Genomic DNA, 18,457 nt, shown 5'->3' on the forward strand with positions numbered 1-18,457 from the left:
GTCCACAACCCAGTTTTTTAAGTCAGAAAATATTGCAGTTTTACAGCCTTGTCGGTTGGTGTCCTACAAGGCTATAAAACTACGCTCTTAACCTCTAACCTAAGCTAAATCAAAGCGATCGAGGTTCATCACTTTATCCCATGCCGCCACAAAGTCCTGGACAAATTTCTGCTGTGAGTCCGCACATCCATAGACTTCTGACAGGGCTCGGAGTTGGGAGTTTGAACCGAAGATCAGGTCCACCCGAGTTCCTGTCCACTTCAGTTCACCTGTCTTGCGATCGCGCCCTTCAAACACATCTTGTGCCTCAGATGTAGCCTTCCAGGTTGTGCTCATATCAAGCAGGTTGACGAAGAAGTCGTTGGTTAGACTTCCAGGTCGCTGAGTAAACACACCCTGTTGGGCCTGACCAGTATTGACACCCAAAACCCGTAGACCACCCACGAGCACCGTCATCTCAGGGGCCGTCAAGGACAATAACTGGGCCCGATCCACCAACAGCTCTTCTGCAGAGACAGAATATTTGCCTTTAAGATAGTTCCGGAAGCCATCTGCTTTTGGCTCCAAAACCACAAAAGAAGTTACATCCGTTTGTGCCTGAAAAGCATCCGTCCGTCCTGGCTTAAAAGGAACCTGAACATCGTACCAACCGGCACTTTTGGCTGCCTGTTCAACTCCCGCGCAGCCACCCAGAACGATCATGTCTGCAAGGGACACTCGCTTGCCACCCATTTGTGAGTTATTGAAAGTGGTTTGGATGGCCTCCAAGGTCTGCAACACCGTTGCCAATTGGGCCGGTTGATTGACTTCCCAATCTTTCTGGGGAGCTAGACGAATCCGAGCCCCATTGGCCCCACCCCGCTTATCCGAATCACGGTAAGTGGAAGCTGAAGCCCAAGCTGTGGACACGAGTTGAGAGACGGTAAGATTCGTCGCTAGGATCTGGCTCTTCAGGGTCGCGATATCCTGCTCATTGATCAGCTCATGATCAACTGCAGGCACAGGATCTTGCCAGATTAATTCTTCTTCAGGTACCTCTGGCCCTAGATAGCGTGACCGTGGTCCCATATCCCGGTGGGTCAATTTAAACCAAGCTCTGGCGAACGCATCCGCAAACTGGTCTGGGTTGGTCAGGAAGCGTCTGGAAATCGGTCCATACATCGGATCCATTCGCATCGCCATATCGGCTGTCGTCATAATCGGGGCATGCCGTTTAGATGGATCGTGGGCATCGGGGACTGTATTGGCTCCCGCGCCCCCCTGGGGAACCCACTGATTGGCGCCAGCAGGGCTTTTGGTCAATTCCCACTCATAACCAAATAGATTTTCGAAATAATTGTTGTCCCATTGCACTGGATTGGTGGTCCAGGCCCCTTCAATACCGCTGGTAATCGTATGCACCCCTTTGCCAGTGCCGAAGCTATTCTTCCACCCCAAGCATTGCTCTTCAATGCTAGCTCCCTCGGGCTCAGGACCGACATGGGCATCATCACCAGCCCCGTGGCATTTACCGAAGGTATGACCACCCGCAGTCAGCGCGACAGTCTCCTCATCGTTCATCGCCATTCGGCCAAAGGTTTCGCGAATGTCTCGGCCTGACGCAACTGGGTCAGGATGACCGTTAGGGCCTTCTGGATTCACATAAATCAGGCCCATTTGCACGGCACCCAGGGGATTTTCCAGTTCACGATCACCGGTATAGCGCTTGTCACCGAGCCATTCGGTTTCATCACCCCAGTAAATATCGTCTTCTGGCTCCCAAATATCTTCACGTCCTCCGGCAAACCCGAAGGTTTTAAATCCCATGGACTCCAGGGCACAATTACCTGCAAGGATCATCAGGTCAGCCCAAGAAATTTTGGCGCCATACTTTTGCTTGATGGGCCACAACAGCATCCGTGCTTTGTCCAGGTTGGCATTATCTGGCCAACTGTTGATCGGGGCAAATCGTTGGTTGCCTGTTCCGGCTCCCCCGCGACCATCGCCGATTCGGTAGGTCCCCGCACTATGCCAAGCCATGCGGATAAAGAGGGGGCCATAGTGACCATAGTCGGCAGGCCACCAGTCCTGAGAGGTTTTCATCAAGTCGAAAATATCTTGCTTGACAGCCGCTAGGTCAAGGCTTTTGAACGCTTCAGCATAGTTGAATGTCTTACCCATCGGATCTGATTTGGGGGAATGTTGCCTCAGGATTTGGAGGTTTAACTGATTGGGCCACCAATCTCGGTTAGCTGTGCCACTCCCAGCGGTAAATTTCAGCGCTCCGCCTGAAAATGGGCATCCGGTTGCACTACTCATAGTCTCTCCTCTCGTCTGTTGTGATGTAAATTTTTACTCAAACGGTAAGTCTTGCAAACCAATAGAATGGTCCATGGGTGATGTTGTCTCATCAATAGCGGGGGATCCTCCCAGAGATTGACTGACCACAGATTTGAGGTTTGAAGGCAGCATCCGCACACGTTCAATAACAGCCACACTGACCTCTCTATTCGTTTGCAACTTGTTGAGCTGATGTAAATTAATCTCCTAACTTATATCAGAATAATTCTTATTTAAGAATAATAAAATAAGAAGAATTACCTAATTATGTAAATGATTTCAATATGGAAGTCTTTATGAATAAGATCGCTAACCTGCATTATTCATGACAGTTGTGGGAGTGACTCGAACACCTCTCCACAGATTCAGCCCAGCATTGATTTGAACTACAGGCTGTTTTGAGGAATGTCCTTGCCATCAGCGTTTGAAGCCCTCGTGAATCATCCAGGCTAAGTTTTCTATGAAGGGATGAATTAAGAGACAGGATGAGGCAGCATTGTGAACGCTAGCGTGAAGCGCCGGGTCTAAGCACTGCTGCTTAAACCTCTATTCAGAGCCTGATGTTGCCATAAGAACCAGCAAGCGCTTTAGCCGCCTGAGCGAGCCCCTTTAGATTTTGCCTTTAATTCAGCCGGATGAGTGGGGGGAATCCCCTCAACGCTAATCAAAGTTTCCAACACCGACTTGACAACCGGAGCTGCAACCGTCGAGCCGTAAGCATTGCCCCCTTGCGGTTCATCCACTACGGCCAACACCACATATTTTGGCGACTCTAAGGGAAACGAGGCGACGAAGCTAGTAATCCGGGCATTGGTATAGGTCCCTCGGTTCGCTTTTTGAGCTGTCCCGGTTTTACCGCCTAAACGGTAGCCTGGAATTCTTGCTGATTTACCGGTCCCGTTTTGAACCACACTCCCCATCATGGTTTGCACCTGAGCGGCGGTATCTTCCGAAAAGATCTGGCGGGGTTGAATCAAATTTAAACCCTTAGTTTTCTTTCCTAAAGGGTTATATAAACCATCCACCACGTGTGGGGTCACTAGCTTCCCTCCATTTGCGATCGCAGCATGTAACTGCGCCATTTGCAGCGGTGTGACGGAAAATCCCTGACCAAAGGCCGCTGTCGCTGCTTCAATGGGATAGTCTAAAAACTGCTGTTTATTTTTAAATTGGCCCGGCGTCTCAAAGGGCAGATCGGTTCCGGTCATCTGGCCGATGCCAATCTTCTTCAGGAAATTGTAGTAGGCCAGTCGCTCCATGCGCTGCATAATATGGACCATGCCGACATTGCTGGAATACTCCAGAATGCCCGTGACGGAGAGGTTCCCATGGCCGGAGTTATCGGCATTGTTAATGGGCCATCCGCCAACGGTAATTTGGCCTCCGTCGTGAAAGACACTATCGGCTTTGATGGCGTTGGATTCGAGTGCGATCGCAACATTGATGGGTTTAAAGGTGGAACCGGGCTCATACAGATCAGATACGGCCCAATTTTTAAATAGTGCTTGATTCGCCTCAAAATAACGTTGTGGATTAAAGGAGGGTTCCGACGCCAGAGCCTTGAGAGAGCCATCCTCAACATCCATAACAATCACAGTCCCCCGTTTCGCTCGGAACTTCGCCATGGCTTTATGCAGTGCCTGCCGGGCGGAACGCTGGAGTCGGGTGTCCAGGGTTAACCTTAAGGTTAAGTCATTGGCATTGAGCGGTTCTAGGGGAAATTGATCGGGTAACCAGTCTCCCTGCCCATCTCGGGTTGCCAATAGGGGCGGAGGGGCTCCTCTCAACAGGGTTTGTTGACTGTATTCGATACCCGATTGTCCCTTGTTCTCAACATTGACATAACCCACTAACCCTGCCGTCAGTTCTGATTGTGGATAAATTCGCTGCCATTCTTGAGTAATTTCCAGCCCATCGATCGGACGATCGTTGATCCGCAGCTTTTTGATCTGTTCCGCTTTTTTTTCCGAGATCCGATAGCCAATAGGGATACCGCTTTCCCCAGATTGCAGAAGTTTAATCAGATCGGCCTCAGTTTGGTCGACGACGGGGGCCAAGGCTTGAGCAATCTGATGATCAGAATTTTGATCTGATTTGAATTGTATGGGATGGGCATATAACCGAAAGACCGGCTCATCCTTCGCTAAAAGGTTGCCCTGACTATCCACAATCGGATAGCGATACATGCGTTCTGGAAGCGTTTCTAATTGCTGATTCCGGGCTTTTTTCTGGAAATAAGGGGCCGCACCCACCTGCAAATAGATTAAACGGGCCGATAATCCAAGAATGCCACCCAACAGCAATAACCACACCAGAAACAAGCGGAGTCTCTGGTTCTGCACCCGATGGGGCTGTTTCTGTTGGATCCGGGCTTTGATCGTTGCCCGACGGTCTTGTAAGGGGGGAGAGGGAGTGGGCATAAACTTGCAAAGCAGTTGAACTTAGTAGCCAATCGGAGCAACATCAATATGGGTAATTTCGGCACGCTGGGGCGGGGTAGGCTGGGGTGGACGAGCGGGGGCTGGCTTTAAAAACACTGTGGTTTTGGAACTTTTAGGGACAAAACCCGCGGGGTTGCGCTCTAAATTTTCTGAAATTTGGTGTTTACGTTCTTCGTTGCGAGTCACCCAGGTCCGCTGATCGCGCTGCAGCTGCTCTAATTGCGTATACTGGTCTCCCCAGGATTGCTGCGTATTGACGCGCCAAGCATAGAGGGGCAGAATTCCTAAAACGGAAACCATCAGAATAGGCGTTGATAGTTTGCGACAGGCCATCAGGAAGATTAGCCAGTTGGGAAATTGTGGCGAGCGGGTATCGATCAGCTCTAGCGGTCGCTCTCGATCCGGCAGCTTCCGAGCCGTTCTCCTAATCTGCGATCGGGCTGCAGCCTTTTTCGGTCGAACGGGGACAACTTTGGATCGGCTAGCAACGGCCATACTTAACTCCTCAAACCCAGAAAAATCGCTGGTAGTGGGTGTGGAAACTGCGATATGTAGCAAATTTCAGTGGTTGCCACATGCATTATAAATGCATAAATTCACAAAAGTTTCCAGAATACTTATCTTTTGTTCATAGTTTGGCGAAATAATGACATCCACACGGTGCAGCTTTCAGAAATTATTCTTTCCCTAAGATTTATGATTCTCCCCACGCATTCGCTGTCCATGTGACCCGTTTGGGTCATGACTGCTTTGATGGATCGACTCGTTCGGCAATTCGTAATTTAGCCGAGCGAGATCGACTATTTTCGGCTTTCTCTGGGTCCGATGCGACAATGGGCTTTTTAGTCATCACCTGTAGGAGCGGATTTTGGCGAAAGTAAACTTTAACCATTCGATCTTCCAGGCTATGGAAACTAATAATGCCGATTCTTCCGCCCGGTTTGAGCCAGGCGGGAGCAGCATCTATAAATTGTTCTAAGGCCTGCAATTCTTGATTGACGGCAATGCGCAGGGCTTGAAATACGCGAGTGGCAGGGTGAATACGACGGCGGTGACGCCCCTTCGGAGGAGGGAAGGACGATGCCACGATTTGAGCGAGGGCTGTTGTCGTTGTAATGGGCCGCTTAGAGACGATTTTGCGGGCAATTCGACGAGAAAAACGCTCCTCTCCATAATGGTAGAAGATATCCGCTAAGTCTCGTTCTGAATAAGTATTGATGATATCCGCAGCGGTTAAGGCCTGCCCTTGATCCATACGCATATCTAAATCGGCTTCATGGCGGAAACTAAAGCCGCGTTCGGGTCGGTCCAATTGGGCTGAACTAACGCCTAAATCAGCAATGATGCCATCAAAGCGGAGGGCTCCAGGTTGATAGGTGGAAAAATTTCCCTGCCAATACTGGATGCGATCGCAATAGGCTGCCAAACGCGCCTGAGCGGCCTGTAAGGCCGAGATATCTTGATCCAGGGCCACCACCTTAGTCTGGGCAAACTGTTCTAAAATCAGCGCACTATGGCCGCCACCTCCAACCGTGGCATCCAAATAGAAGCCTTGCTCTTTCAAACACAGCCCCTCTAGCAGTTCCTGGCTAAGAACTGGAACATGATAAACCTCCGGCTGTGCCATCTTTGTTACTCCAGATCGGGGGGGCGATGGGCTATTTCGCTTCCATCCAATTCACCCCTGTATGCACATCAGCGACGAGGGGGATGCTGAGGGGAATCGCCATTTCCATGGTGGATTTGATTTGCGATCGCACTTCTTCCACTTCCTTGGGTGGCACTTCTAGAACCAATTCATCATGCACTTGCATTAGTAGTCTACTCTCATAGGGTTCCAACGCTGCTTGTAGTTGCACCATGGCAATCTTGATCAAATCTGCACTAGAGCCCTGGATCGGTGCATTGGCAGCCGCGCGCAGCAAGCCCCGATCATAACTACTCATCTTCAGTTCACTCATGTCTACATCGGCCAGATCTTCAACGGCCTGGCCACGATACTTTTTCAGACTGCGGCTATCGAACTCAAAATAGCGGCGCCGCCCTAAAATTGTTTCCACATAGCCTTGGCAAATGGCCTCCCGCTCCATGCGTTGCAAGTAAGCAAACACTTCGGGGTAGCGATCGTAGAAGCGTTGGATAAAGTCTTTGGCTTCGCTATATTTGACTCCAGCTTCCCGAGCAAATCGATGGGGCCCCATGCCATAAATCACCCCAAAGTTAATAATCTTGGCCAGTCGTCGCTCTTCTGCTGAAATATCTTCCTTTTCTAACAGCAGATTAGCCGTTAACGTGTGGACATCGCGGCCATTACGATAGGCTTCCAACAGACGCGGCTCCTGGCTCAAATGGGCTAAGATGCGCAGCTCAATTTGGGAGTAATCGGCTGCCACTAGCAACCAGTCTGATTTCGGTACAAAAGCGGCTCGAATCTGACGACTAAAGTCCGTGCGAATCGGAATATTCTGCAAGTTGGGATTAGAGGAAGAGAGCCGACCTGTCGCCGTGACCGTTTGGTTAAAGTCTGTATGGACTCGCTGGGTATCTTCCCGCACTAGATTGGGCAAAGCGTCCACGTAAGTCGACTTCAGTTTTGCCAAGGTCCGGTACTCTAAGAGCACATCGATAATCGGATGGTCCCCCTGTAATTTTTCCAAGGTGGCTGCATCGGTGGAATAGCCCAGCTTGGTCTTACGAGATTTTTTGACATCTAGTTCTAAGCGGCCAAATAAGATTTCACTCAGTTGTTTCGGTGATCCCAGATTAAAGATTTCGCCAGCTAGCTCGTAGGCTCCCGCTTCTAATCGCTTGAGATCGGTATCCAACTGCGTGGATAGGGTTTGCAAATACCCTTGGTCAATCCGTACCCCTGTGGTTTCCATGTCTGCTAACACGGCTTCTAACGGCAGTTCAACTTCCAGCAAGAGGGCGAGGAGGGCAGGCGCTTGAGACAGCTCTGTTTTCAGCTTGTCATGGAGCTGTTGGGTCGTGAACACATCGAGCCCACAATATTCTGCCACCTGAGTCACGGGTAAATCGGCAATGGTTTGTCCCTTTTGCACCAGATCCTTAAAGCTTTTGGCCGTGACTTGGAGGTAATGGCGAGAGAGATCGGTGAGATTATGGCTCTGTTCTGGATTGAGAACATAGCTGGCCAGCATCGTGTCAAACACAACCCCCCGGAGTTGAATGCCTTGAAACTGGAAGACAAGCCGATCAAATTTGGCGTTTTGCAGCACCTTGGGGTGGTCATCGCTTTCTAAGATGGGGCGTAAGCCATCTAGGGCTGTGGCTAAATCCAGGTTCGCTCCCTCTTTGTGCCCCAGCGGAATATAGGCAATCGCTTGCTCATCGTTTTGCCAGCAGCAGCCAATCCCGACAAGATGGGCATCTCGCGGCGACAGACTGTCCGTTTCGGTGTCCCAGGCAACGGGATGGTCAGGATCGGTATGGGTGCGCAAGCGCTTCACTAAATCTGCCAGCTTGGCAGGCGTATCGATAATTTCTGGGGTTAGGCTAGGGGGCGGAGTCGCTTGTGCGGCTTCCGTATCTTCGGCACTGAAAAACCAGGTGTCGCTATCTTCCGCTTCAGAAGTGTTGGATGGGCTGGCAGAGGCGGAGGCGGGGGCTGAAATCGCTGCTCCCCCAAACTGCTTTTGCAGTTGGTTGATCTGACGGAGAAAGGACTGAAATTCTAGCTTTTCTAGAACGGGCGCAACCTTTTCAGCCGTAAAGCCTTTCAGGGCAAAATCCTGGACGGCCACTTTTAACGGCAAATCTAATACAATGCGGGCCATAAACTGGGAATGATAGGCTGCCTCTTTACCCGTGATCAGTTTTTTCTGGACCGCCCCTTTGATTTGATCAATAGAGTCATAGATCTGGTCTAGGGTGCCAAACTCCGCTAGCAGCTTTACGGCTGTTTTGTCGCCAATGCCTTTGACACCGGGAATATTGTCAGAGGAATCCCCACAGAGGGCTTTGTAATCAACGATTTGCTCAACGGTGACCCCCATTTTGTCTTGCACTTCTTCAGGGCCAAAGGAGCGGGGTGGGGCACCACTACGAGAGGCAGAACTATAAATACTGCTCATATAGAGGATGCGGACGCGATCCTCCGGTTGGGCCAGTTGAAATAGATCGCGATCGCCACTCAGGATCTTGACCTGAAATCCCTGCTCACTGGCTTGATATGCTAAGGTCCCCAACACATCATCGGCTTCATATCCGGGTTCAACGACAATGGGCAAATCCATGGCCGTTAATAGCTCTTGCAAATTCTCCAGATCGGGGATGAAATCTTCCGGAGTTTCGGCCCGATTCGCTTTGTAGGTTTCATCGGCTTTATGCCGAAAGGTTGGCCCCCCTAGGTCAAAGGCTATCGCTAAGTAATGAGGTTGCTCTGTCTTCAGTAAATCCAACAAATTCTTGAGAAACCCATAACAGACACTGGTGGGTATCCCAGTAGAGGTGCGCAATCCGCCCTCTCGACCTTTGGCAAAGGCATAGTAAGCCCGAAAGGCCAGGGAATGGCCATCCACTAAAACTAAGGTGGGTTTAGCGTCAGGACTGGCAGCAGACGGCGCTGCTGAAGGGGTTTGTGAGGTGGAAGTGGGAGTCATGCCCCTATTGTACGGATTTACAAGGCATTATCCGTGGGACACCGATCATTTTCATGATGGTGATTCACAGACCCTAAAGCGTCGCAGATCAACTCTCCTCTGAGGTGCCGCTAGCAGCGATTCCACTTATTTAAGCAATGGGCTTGTTGGGTGTGAGCTGTAAATATAGTCCTGGCACCACAAGTAAGGCAATCAAAGTGGCGGCGATTAAGCCAAAGATAATGGCCATACAGAGCGGAAACCATTCGGCCTCACTGAAGGCCAAGGGGATTAACCCAATCACGGTTGTAATGGAAGTGGTCAAAATGGGGCGCAGACGATCGCTTGCTCCCAAGGCGGCAGCTTGACGAACGCTTTGGCCCTGTTTGCGTCGCTCATTCATGGTTTCCACCATCACGATCGCATCATTGACTACAATCCCTGTTAGCGAAATCACACCAATGGCGGCCGGAAACGAAAAGGGCAAATTTAGCATGTAAAAACCAATAAAGGTTCCGGTTAAGGCAAAGGGAATGGTGAGGATAATGATCAGGGGCTGGGTATACGACCCAAATTGCAGAACTAAAACGGCAAAGACTAAGAAGACGGCAACCACTAACATCTGACCAGCCGAACCAAAGGTTTCTCCACTCGTTTCAGCATCACCCCCAAAACTATAGGTATAGCCCTGGGGCCAAGTATTTTGCATCTTCTGGAGTTGAGGGGTGAGCTTAGCTAAAATATCCGCATCGTACACCCCAATGCCTGGGATGTTTTTGGCCAAAACGGTTACCGTACGTTGACTTTTCTTGTGGGTGATTGAAAGCGGGACTGCCCCAGGTGCAGGTTCTAAAACGGCTTCAGCCGGAATGGTGGTTCCGTTGGACGTCACAAACCGAATCGTTTGAAATTCATCTTGGCGGGAAGGGCCACCGACTTCGCCCTGGCGAGAGGGCCAGAGCGTACTGAGATGGATTTCTAAATCTTCTTCGCCACTGCCAATGGGAAAGTCGCCAATATCGTTGTCAATCATCAAATAGCGACCTTGAGCTGCCAATTCATCTTGGCTGAGACCATAAAAATCGAGGGCTTCTCGTTTTGGAATCAGCTTGTAGTCCTCTCGCAAATTACCCAAGTCATCCCGGACATCCATAGTGCCGGGAATCTCGCGCAGGACCTGTTGGACCTGCACCGATATTTCCCGCAAGACCTGCATATCTTCGCCACTAATCGCCACTTGAATCGGATCTTCACCGCCCCCTGCCCGCTCATACTGTACGGCCAGGGTAGCGCCTGGATAGTTGCGGAGAATTTCAGTTTGGAGTTGAGATCGCAACTCCTGCGCATATTCAAAGGACGGACGTTGCCGTTGCTCAGACTCGACAAAGATAACGGAGAAGCCGACAAAATAGTCAGCATTGCCAGGCTTCAGTTCCCCCGAAGAGACTAAACTGCTCCGTTTTCCCACCAATTTGACCACACTCTTGAAGACAGGTTGCCCATCGTCATCGCGATAGGCCAACAGCAGATCCCCCATTTGATCGGCCACGGCTTGGGACCGCTCTAAGGTTGTACTGGGGGCTAGCTCTACATTGATACTGAGTTTGGTGCCATCACTTTGAGGGAACAGGTTCGATGGCAACGCGGTAAACAGGACACAGGCAAAGACGAATAGGCCAACTGCTCCCAGGGACCAGAACCGAGCCACCGTTTTGTTGGGAACGGTCATTTTTAAGCTCCAGTCTGAAAAGCGAGCAGAAGCCACTTCGGTGACGCGATCAATAAACGTTTTATTGGCTCCCCCTTTGACATTCCCCAGCAGGAACTTGGACAGGGGAATAATGACCAGCAGGGAGAGAAAATAGCTGATCACCAAACAAGTGATAGCGCTAATGGGAATCAAGCGAATAAACTTGCCCATGGTGCCCGAGATGGCCATCAGCGGGGCTAACGCCAAGATGGTGGTGAGCTGTCCAGCAAAGGCAGGTCCCGCGTAAGCTTTAACAGTCCGCAAGGCAGATTCTGCAAATCCTAACCCTTCCACAAAAATGCCGTCGTGCATCCCTTCCAACATCAAGATAAAGACATCCACCAGCAGCCCCAGGGCTAGAATCATGCCAATCAAGACCATGGAGTTGAGGGTTTGCCCCCCCAACCAAAGGAAGAAAATCGCCGCAATAAAGGTGAGGGGAATGGCTAATCCAGCAATCAGGGCTTCGCGCCAGGTCAAGGCCACTAGCAGAATAATAAAGACGAAAAAAGACGCCTGACCGACGTTACTCAGCAGATTAGCAAGTTCATCATTGATGGTGATGGCATCGTTGTTCAGAATCCGATACTCCATCCCCTCAGGCCAAATTTTCGGATTCTGGCTAGCCTCTTCTAAGGTTTGGAGGGCGTCGGTAATCACCTGAATGGTGTCACTGCCAGCCACCTTGATGATGTCTAAGGTGATCGTGGATTGAAAAGGCTGATTTTCCCAACTCAGGAATGCTCGGTTGGTTTCCCGTTCTAAATCTCGCCGGACATCCGCCACTTCTTCCAAGCGGACAATCCGATTGTCTGTGAGTCGAGCCACAGGGAGGGATTTGAGATCATTGATACTGCGAAATCGACCAAACAGTCGGACCTGAGCCCCAATCGCATCATCACGAACGCGGTCCCAAGAGGCATCTTGGTTGCCGCCTTGAATGGCGTTTCTGACTTGGGTGGAGGAAATCCCCAGGCTGGTGAGACGACTGGGAATCATCTGGACATGGATGACTTCATCCCGATTGCCGGATAGATTGACTTCGCGCAGATTTTTAACCGATTCCAGAATATCTTTGAGATCTTCAGCGGTTTGACTGAGGGTGGCGGCATCTAAGTTGAGCCCAAACAAACCCACGGTCAAGATGGGGGCATCCTGCTGGGAGACCTGAACAAAATCAGGCTTTTCACGCCCTTCCGATTCTGCAGGCAGTTCTGGTTCGGCATCGTCAACCTTCCCCCGCAACTCCTGAATGGATGCCGCGACAGGCGCTTCCGCTCGAAACTCCACATCAATAATCGAATAGGAATTGAAGGTTGCGCTTCTCACATCCTTCAACCCTTGGAGGGATTTAATTTCCTTCTCCAACTTGTCCGTCACCCGGTTTTCAATCGTTTCGGCATCGGTGCCGGGCCAGGCCGTGGTGATATTGGCGCGAGCGATTTTGATGTCCGGGTCAGATTCTTTGACCATGGAGACGTACCCCATCAGTCCACCCATCACCAATAGAAAGCACAGCAGAATTCCAAAGACTTGACGAGTAAAGAAAAACTGAGCCAGAGGCGAAGCCTCCTCTAGCTCGGAATCTCCATGCACTGGTTCATCCAGGACTTCCAGGGTAGTGGGTCGATCCTCTGTTTGCATGGGGGCTATCCTTGCACTGTCTCGTTATCATTCCATTTGCCAACGTCAACAGACTTAGGTTTGATCCTCGCCATCGACAACATCCACGGGAGAATTATTCACTAGTCGATTACTGCCTTCGGTGACGACTAATTCACCGGGTTTTAGTCCCCGAGCAATCGAAATTCGATCCAATCCTTCAATATCTAGAACAACGGGACGCTGCTCCACCCGGCCTGTCTTTTCATTGACGACAAACACATAGGATTTGCGATCGCGCGTAATCACCGATCCAAACGGCAAGGTAATCGCCTCACTTCTAGATTGAGCGGCAATCCAGGTTTGCACCCGTGCTCCTAGGCGAAGGTTCTCGCGTCCTTCCGTAATTCGAACCCGTACCTGTACCGCTCTGCCTCCGGGGGTAACGGCGGGGGTAACAGAAAAAACCTTACCTCGGGCTTTGGCAACACTGACTAAATTGCTTTGATTCAGTCCCTGGACAAAGGCTTGGCTAATATCATCATCCAAGGCAATATAGGCGGGTTGATTGGGGCGCAACAGACTCCCCTCGGAAGCCGGAATTTCAAAGGCAACTTCAAAACTACTGGGGTCCACCACCACGATGGGCACAGACTCAATGGCGGCTTGATAACTGGTGGCGGACTGGACCCGGGAGGGACTCCAATATTCCCCTTCCCGAATATTCAAATAGGCAACAATCCCATTAATCGGAGACACGAGCTGCGTATCTTCTCTAGCAATCACAGTATTTAGTAATCGCGCTTGGTTAGAGACCACCCCTGCCTTGGAAACAGCAATTTGATCTTGGGCAGATTTGACGTTCTCTTGGGCCACCTTGACCCCAACTTGGGCTTGAATCACGCGGTTATTGTAGGTATCTCGTTCAGTGGCTGGAATTACCCCTTGCTTGTATAAGGTTTGCCGCCGCTTGGCTTCCGTCTTTGCCAATTCCAAGTCAGCCTTGGCCTGGCGCAAATTGGCTTGGGTTTGACGCAAGCTAGCAATCGCTTGCTCTTCGGTCCGCTTAGCGACTTCTCGGTCGGCAGCAGCCGCTCGTATATCAGACTGATATTTGCGGTCATCTATGGTAGCTAGCAATTGGCCTTTGCCTACTCTGTCGCCTTCTCGGAGAAAGCGGCCATTAATTTTGACAAGCTGGGTAACTTCCCCGCTCGATTCAAAAATCAGCTGTTTATAGCGTTCCGCTCTCACATCCCCATCGGGACTTGTAACCCAACGGCGAATCGGGGCTAACTGAGCCCGCACTGCTCTCACAGGTAATTTAGCTTCAGAAGCAGTTTCAGATTCGGTTATTGCAGGCGATTGACTGGTGTTGTAGAGACGCCACCCAAACAGTCCCGCAATCACCAGCATCACGAGAATAGCAATGGGCCAGGGTGACTTTTTACCAAATACTGAAGGTCGCGAATGTTTCGGGTGTCGGTCTCCAGGGACCTGAATATCCAGTTCTAGCTGAGAGGGGGTATCAGTGTTAGCCAGATCTCCTGCCTCTCTTGGCGAACGTTCATCCGTCTTCATGTGTCACATCTCATGTTGATAGGATTGTGCCGCTGGTTTCACTCAAAAAGCTACTGTGATCAAGCCGATAGCTATTACTTTACGAGAACTATGAAGCATTGCAGTAGAGATCGACACAAAGATTATGCAATAAATCTGGACGATGGCATTCGACTAGGGTGGATCAACTTTCTGCGATAAATATCCACCTACCAAAATAGCGATAAATATGGTGGGGTAGAGCTGGCCGATAATTGCTTCAGTATCTGTGAGCACAATTGCTAAGGGACTAATAGGGACAATATCGCCAAATCCTAAGGTTGTTAATGTCGTAAAGCTAAAGTGAATGGGGATTAAAAAAGAGTCTGTCTGAATCAAGGTCGCCGAAAATGCCTGGGGGTTTAGCGTTGCCACCATGCCATAAAACAACGCCCAGACAAAACCAATTAAGAAGTAAGCACAAATGCCACCTCTAATGGTGTCCATCGTTATGGTAGAGGCTGTAAAAATCTCCTGCATAATCAACAGGGCGGCTACCCCTAGATACACAATATAAATGGATTGAGCTAACAAAGGAAATGGCGAGGTAACCGTTGTTGCCCATCCCAGAGTGGGTCCTAATTGCAGACAGCAGGCCAAGATTGCAATCAAGAAATATGCCCAAAACAACTTTCTAGGGAGTGCGAAACTCCTCACGATGACAACCATTACGTATAGCAAGAGGAAAGCAGAAATGGCACTCCCTAGTCCTCCCTGTAGAAAAGGGGCGGCCAAGAAGTTTGCAATTAGCACACCCAAGAGCTGCTTATATTTGCGTTGTGATGAAGCTAGTACATACATTTGAGATCGGCGTTTACTGGGAGCGTATCTTGAGGTGGGTGGGAGGGCCAAGATTAAAGTCACCATCCTCCAACGGTTGGATACGCCCATTTACTAATACTGTAAACTTGCGCTATGCGCATTCCCTCATCAGAGGCTGGCTCCTCACAAGAACTTAAATTAAGTGCTCGACCTGAGCTTTTGCTCCAGACAAATCATGGAGTTGGGCTTTCAGAGCTGAATCGGTTATTTCTGGAGCAGGCGATAAACCTGGTGTAGCTCATGATTTGGGTGGTCGGAACATTGTCAACTTAACTGATATGGCATCCTACCCGAGACTATGCCACGCTTAGGGGATGAGCCTTTCCTACATAAGACGCCGCTTCCCTGCCGAGATCATCTCTGATTGCGTCTGGTTGTACCACGCCTTCACCCTCAGCTTCCGAGATATCCAGAAAATGATGTTGTATCGAGGCATTGAGGTCACCTCTGAAGCCATCCGTAAGTGGTGCCGTAAATTCGCTCCAGCTTATATCGCCCCAAACCTGCGGATAAGTGGCATCTCGATGAAGTGGTCATCAAGATCAAGGGGAAGAAATACTACTTGTGGCGAGCTGTCGACAGAGATGGCCATGTCATTGATATCTTGATGCAGAGTCATCGCAATGAAGCGGCTGCCGACAAGTTTTTTCGCAAACTACTCAAGCCTCAAGATAGTCCTCCAAGGGTGCTCATTACTGACAAGCTCAAAAGCTATGGTGCGGCCAAGAAAAAGATTCTGAAGGGCGTAGAGCATAAACAGCATAAAGGATTGAATAATCAAGCGGAGAACTCACATCGACCGATAAGGGTGAGGGAAAGGCGAATGGGACGCTTCAAATCTCCCGGCCATGCCCAACGTTTTCTGTCTGCTTTTGAACCGATAAGAGGACATTTCCACCCCTTTCAACATCAACAATCTGCACCTGAATTTAGAGACACGATGAGTCAGCGTTTTGAAAACTGGCGTAACATTGACGGGGCTGAGCGCTGCAGCATAAACCTCTATCTTGAGCCTATCGCTGAAAAACAGTGCCTAGTTTTTGTGATCGGTCGTTAAGTTGACAATGCCGTCAACAGTATTACAAATGTAAAGCGGTTGGTTGCGACTCACATAAGGCGAGGGTGAAAACGTGCAAACAAATCAAATAATGCGATTTTAGTAAGTTTTCAGGATTTTATTCGATTTTATTGACTAATTTTAAATGATCTATCTGGTTAGATATGCTACAGTTTCTTTTGGAAAGGTTTGCTCATCTTCTCCTATTACTAGCTTTGCAGGATGACAGTAAAGCAACCCAGTGTGGTGTTGGTTGTCTATCAGTGACGAAATCAATTGGAGCACCTCTGTATTGGCAATTTTTATAGATCCAAAATAACTTAGCTGTGCCGTTGAAGGGGTAAGTTCATCTAATGACTTAACCTCAAATATTTGAAAGTGAATAACGTTCCACCCACGTCTCTCGGGTTAGGGCTTATAGAGAGTGCATTGTAGTTTGAGCTATTGGTGCTCATGGAGGCCAAATTGCTCAATGACTGCTCCTGAGTATTGCGCTGGTATTGGGGCATTCATCCCGAAGGACTTTATCCGTAGTGCTGAAAGTTTTCAAATACTTTGTAGTTTGTTGAAGGTGCATAAATGGGTTCAGCAAATCTCGAATATAGGGTAAGAGCAGTATTCTCAAAGCAACTTCTGCTTAATGCGCCAATTTTCAAAGTAGGCGTTTAAGGACGATTCAATATGAATAATCGAGAATTGGAAACATTCTTCAAATCACCTTCTTCCAACACCTTTGATTCATCTCTAGCGGGTAGTTTTCAGGAACACAATCAAAATATTTTTGGGGAATCTCTGAGTTCTGAGCCACAAGGGATGCCCAGTCTTGAAGATTTGTTCCAGTCTATTGTGCAAGAGCGCAGCCAGGACGCCGAGGGAGGTGACGTTGAAGACGATGTGAATGGTAACCAAGGCTCGGCCACAGGATTTTTAGCGCCCACAAATTTTTCTGCAGACCAAGTGGTGGCTCATTTGCCTGGGATAGGAGCTGCCCTAAAATCGGGGAGTTGGCTTTTGGATCGAGGCACCCATGCTGTTGAGCAAGCGGTAGAAAGTGGTTCTCTGCTTGCGAAAGATCAGTTGGAGGCACTGTCTGATACGGTTCAAAGCACTATTAATGATGCTTGGGAGAACTGGAACGATCCCAATAACAGTCTGCATAGTACCCTGGATCGAAAACTTGAAGAGACGGTGGAGGATGCCCATGAGTTGGCAAACGATGTTGGTCGCAGTGAGTATTGGGCAAGGTTTAAACAACGCTATAACCAAGCAATAGACTCTGTGAGTGCCTTTACCGAAAAGGTGGCTGGGTCACTAGGATATGGGGCGACAACTTCGGATATTGCCAAGGAGGAAGCTGCTTTAGAAGCTGCGACTTCCAGATTGGCAGATAATCTGATGGATTTGACTGAAGATCCTGATTTTGAGACTACGATTAAAACAGCTTTTGGGGATCAGACAGATGTTGAGGAAGTAGAAGAACTCATCCAGGGGATTGCTGAGGGGGAGGTTGGTCCTGAGATTGAAGTGATTGATGGAGATAAGCTGGAGGGGTTAGGCGCTTTTGGTGACGGTCGGATCTTTATTTCTGATGAAACGCTAGCTGAGGGTGCAGATAATCCTGCAGTCCTTGATAGGGTGCTGCTGGAGGAGGTGGGGCATTATCTTGATCAGGAGTTGAATGATATAGATTCGCCTGGGGACGAGGGAGAGATTTTTGCTGGCCTAGCAAAGGGGAAAACTTTTGCTGCAGAAGAGTTGCAAGACCTTAAAAATGAAAATGATAGCTCTGAGCTAATTACTGATGGCAAGACAATAGTTGTAGAAAACTTTGGTGTGCCTGATTGGCTTGAAGATCCTGTGAAAAATGCTGGTTCTTATGTTGTAGATAAAGCTCAAGATGCTGGTTCTTATATTGTAGGTAAAGCCAAAGATGCTGGTTCTTATGTTGTAGATAAAGCTCAAGATGCTGGTTCTTATATTGTAGATAAAGCCAAAGATGCTGGTTCTTATGTTGTAGATAAAACCAAAGATGCTGGTTCTTATGTTGTAGATAAAGCCAAAGATGCTGGTTCTTATGTTGTAGATAAAGCTCAAGATGTTACTGAAGAAATTGCAGGTGGTTCAAACTCATCACCCACAGGGGAAAGAGCTACTTATTCAAATGCAGATCTCGTTCTAACGGATTCTGGGGTCTCTCAAGAATGACCTTCTCTACGCCCATTCATAGATATGCTGATGGACAAGTTGTTTAGCCAGTTTTCGTGAT

General features: G+C 49.2%; 10 protein-coding genes and 1 pseudogene. 2 read left to right on the forward strand and 9 right to left on the reverse strand.

Annotated elements, in window-relative coordinates; all coding sequences use genetic code 11:
* Window positions 1-99: 99 nt before the first annotated feature.
* The 9 genes from katG to Q0991_RS22130 form a co-directional block, all read right to left on the reverse strand.
* The gene (katG, locus tag Q0991_RS22090; RefSeq protein ID WP_299492647.1) at window positions 100-2,298 is read right to left on the reverse strand and encodes a catalase/peroxidase HPI; all 2,199 of its coding nucleotides are present in this window, start codon (window positions 2,296-2,298) and stop codon (window positions 100-102) included.
* 33 nt (window positions 2,299-2,331) lie between these two features.
* On the reverse strand, window positions 2,332-2,475 hold the full coding sequence (locus Q0991_RS22095; RefSeq protein WP_299492649.1) for a hypothetical protein: 144 nt from the start codon (window positions 2,473-2,475) through the stop codon (window positions 2,332-2,334).
* A gap of 431 nt (window positions 2,476-2,906) precedes the next feature.
* Window positions 2,907-4,739 (reverse strand): penicillin-binding protein 2, encoded by a 1,833-nt coding sequence (locus Q0991_RS22100; protein ID WP_299492651.1) that lies wholly within the window; start codon window positions 4,737-4,739, stop codon window positions 2,907-2,909.
* A gap of 21 nt (window positions 4,740-4,760) precedes the next feature.
* On the reverse strand, window positions 4,761-5,255 hold the full coding sequence (locus Q0991_RS22105) for a hypothetical protein (RefSeq protein WP_299492653.1): 495 nt from the start codon (window positions 5,253-5,255) through the stop codon (window positions 4,761-4,763).
* A 244-nt stretch (window positions 5,256-5,499) separates the two neighbouring features.
* Window positions 5,500-6,387, reverse strand: a complete 888-nt coding sequence (rsmH, locus tag Q0991_RS22110) for a 16S rRNA (cytosine(1402)-N(4))-methyltransferase RsmH (RefSeq protein WP_299492655.1) — start codon at window positions 6,385-6,387, stop codon at window positions 5,500-5,502.
* 31 nt (window positions 6,388-6,418) lie between these two features.
* Entirely contained in the window at window positions 6,419-9,382 is a 2,964-nt protein-coding gene (gene polA, locus Q0991_RS22115) for a DNA polymerase I (protein ID WP_299492657.1), read from the reverse strand.
* Window positions 9,383-9,512: 130 nt separating this feature from the next.
* Window positions 9,513-12,755: an efflux RND transporter permease subunit gene (locus Q0991_RS22120; protein WP_299492660.1), complete on the reverse strand. Its 3,243-nt coding sequence runs from the start codon at window positions 12,753-12,755 to the stop codon at window positions 9,513-9,515.
* A gap of 54 nt (window positions 12,756-12,809) precedes the next feature.
* Window positions 12,810-14,294, reverse strand: a complete 1,485-nt coding sequence (locus Q0991_RS22125; protein ID WP_299492662.1) for an HlyD family efflux transporter periplasmic adaptor subunit — start codon at window positions 14,292-14,294, stop codon at window positions 12,810-12,812.
* Between the two features lie 153 nt (window positions 14,295-14,447).
* Window positions 14,448-14,924, reverse strand: a complete 477-nt coding sequence (locus Q0991_RS22130) for an ion channel (protein ID WP_299492664.1) — start codon at window positions 14,922-14,924, stop codon at window positions 14,448-14,450.
* A 524-nt stretch (window positions 14,925-15,448) separates the two neighbouring features.
* On the opposite strand from Q0991_RS22130, the pseudogene Q0991_RS22135 reads away from it, so the two are divergent.
* Together Q0991_RS22135 and Q0991_RS22140 are read left to right on the forward strand one after the other, a co-directional pair.
* Window positions 15,449-16,191: pseudogene (locus Q0991_RS22135) on the forward strand (IS6 family transposase).
* Between the two features lie 681 nt (window positions 16,192-16,872).
* On the forward strand, window positions 16,873-18,396 hold the full coding sequence (locus Q0991_RS22140) for a hypothetical protein (RefSeq protein WP_299492666.1): 1,524 nt from the start codon (window positions 16,873-16,875) through the stop codon (window positions 18,394-18,396).
* The last annotated feature ends 61 nt before the right edge of the window (window positions 18,397-18,457 follow it).

The organism is Acaryochloris sp. IP29b_bin.137 (assembly GCF_028285745.1).
Classification (GTDB): Bacteria; Cyanobacteriota; Cyanobacteriia; order Thermosynechococcales; family Thermosynechococcaceae; genus Acaryochloris.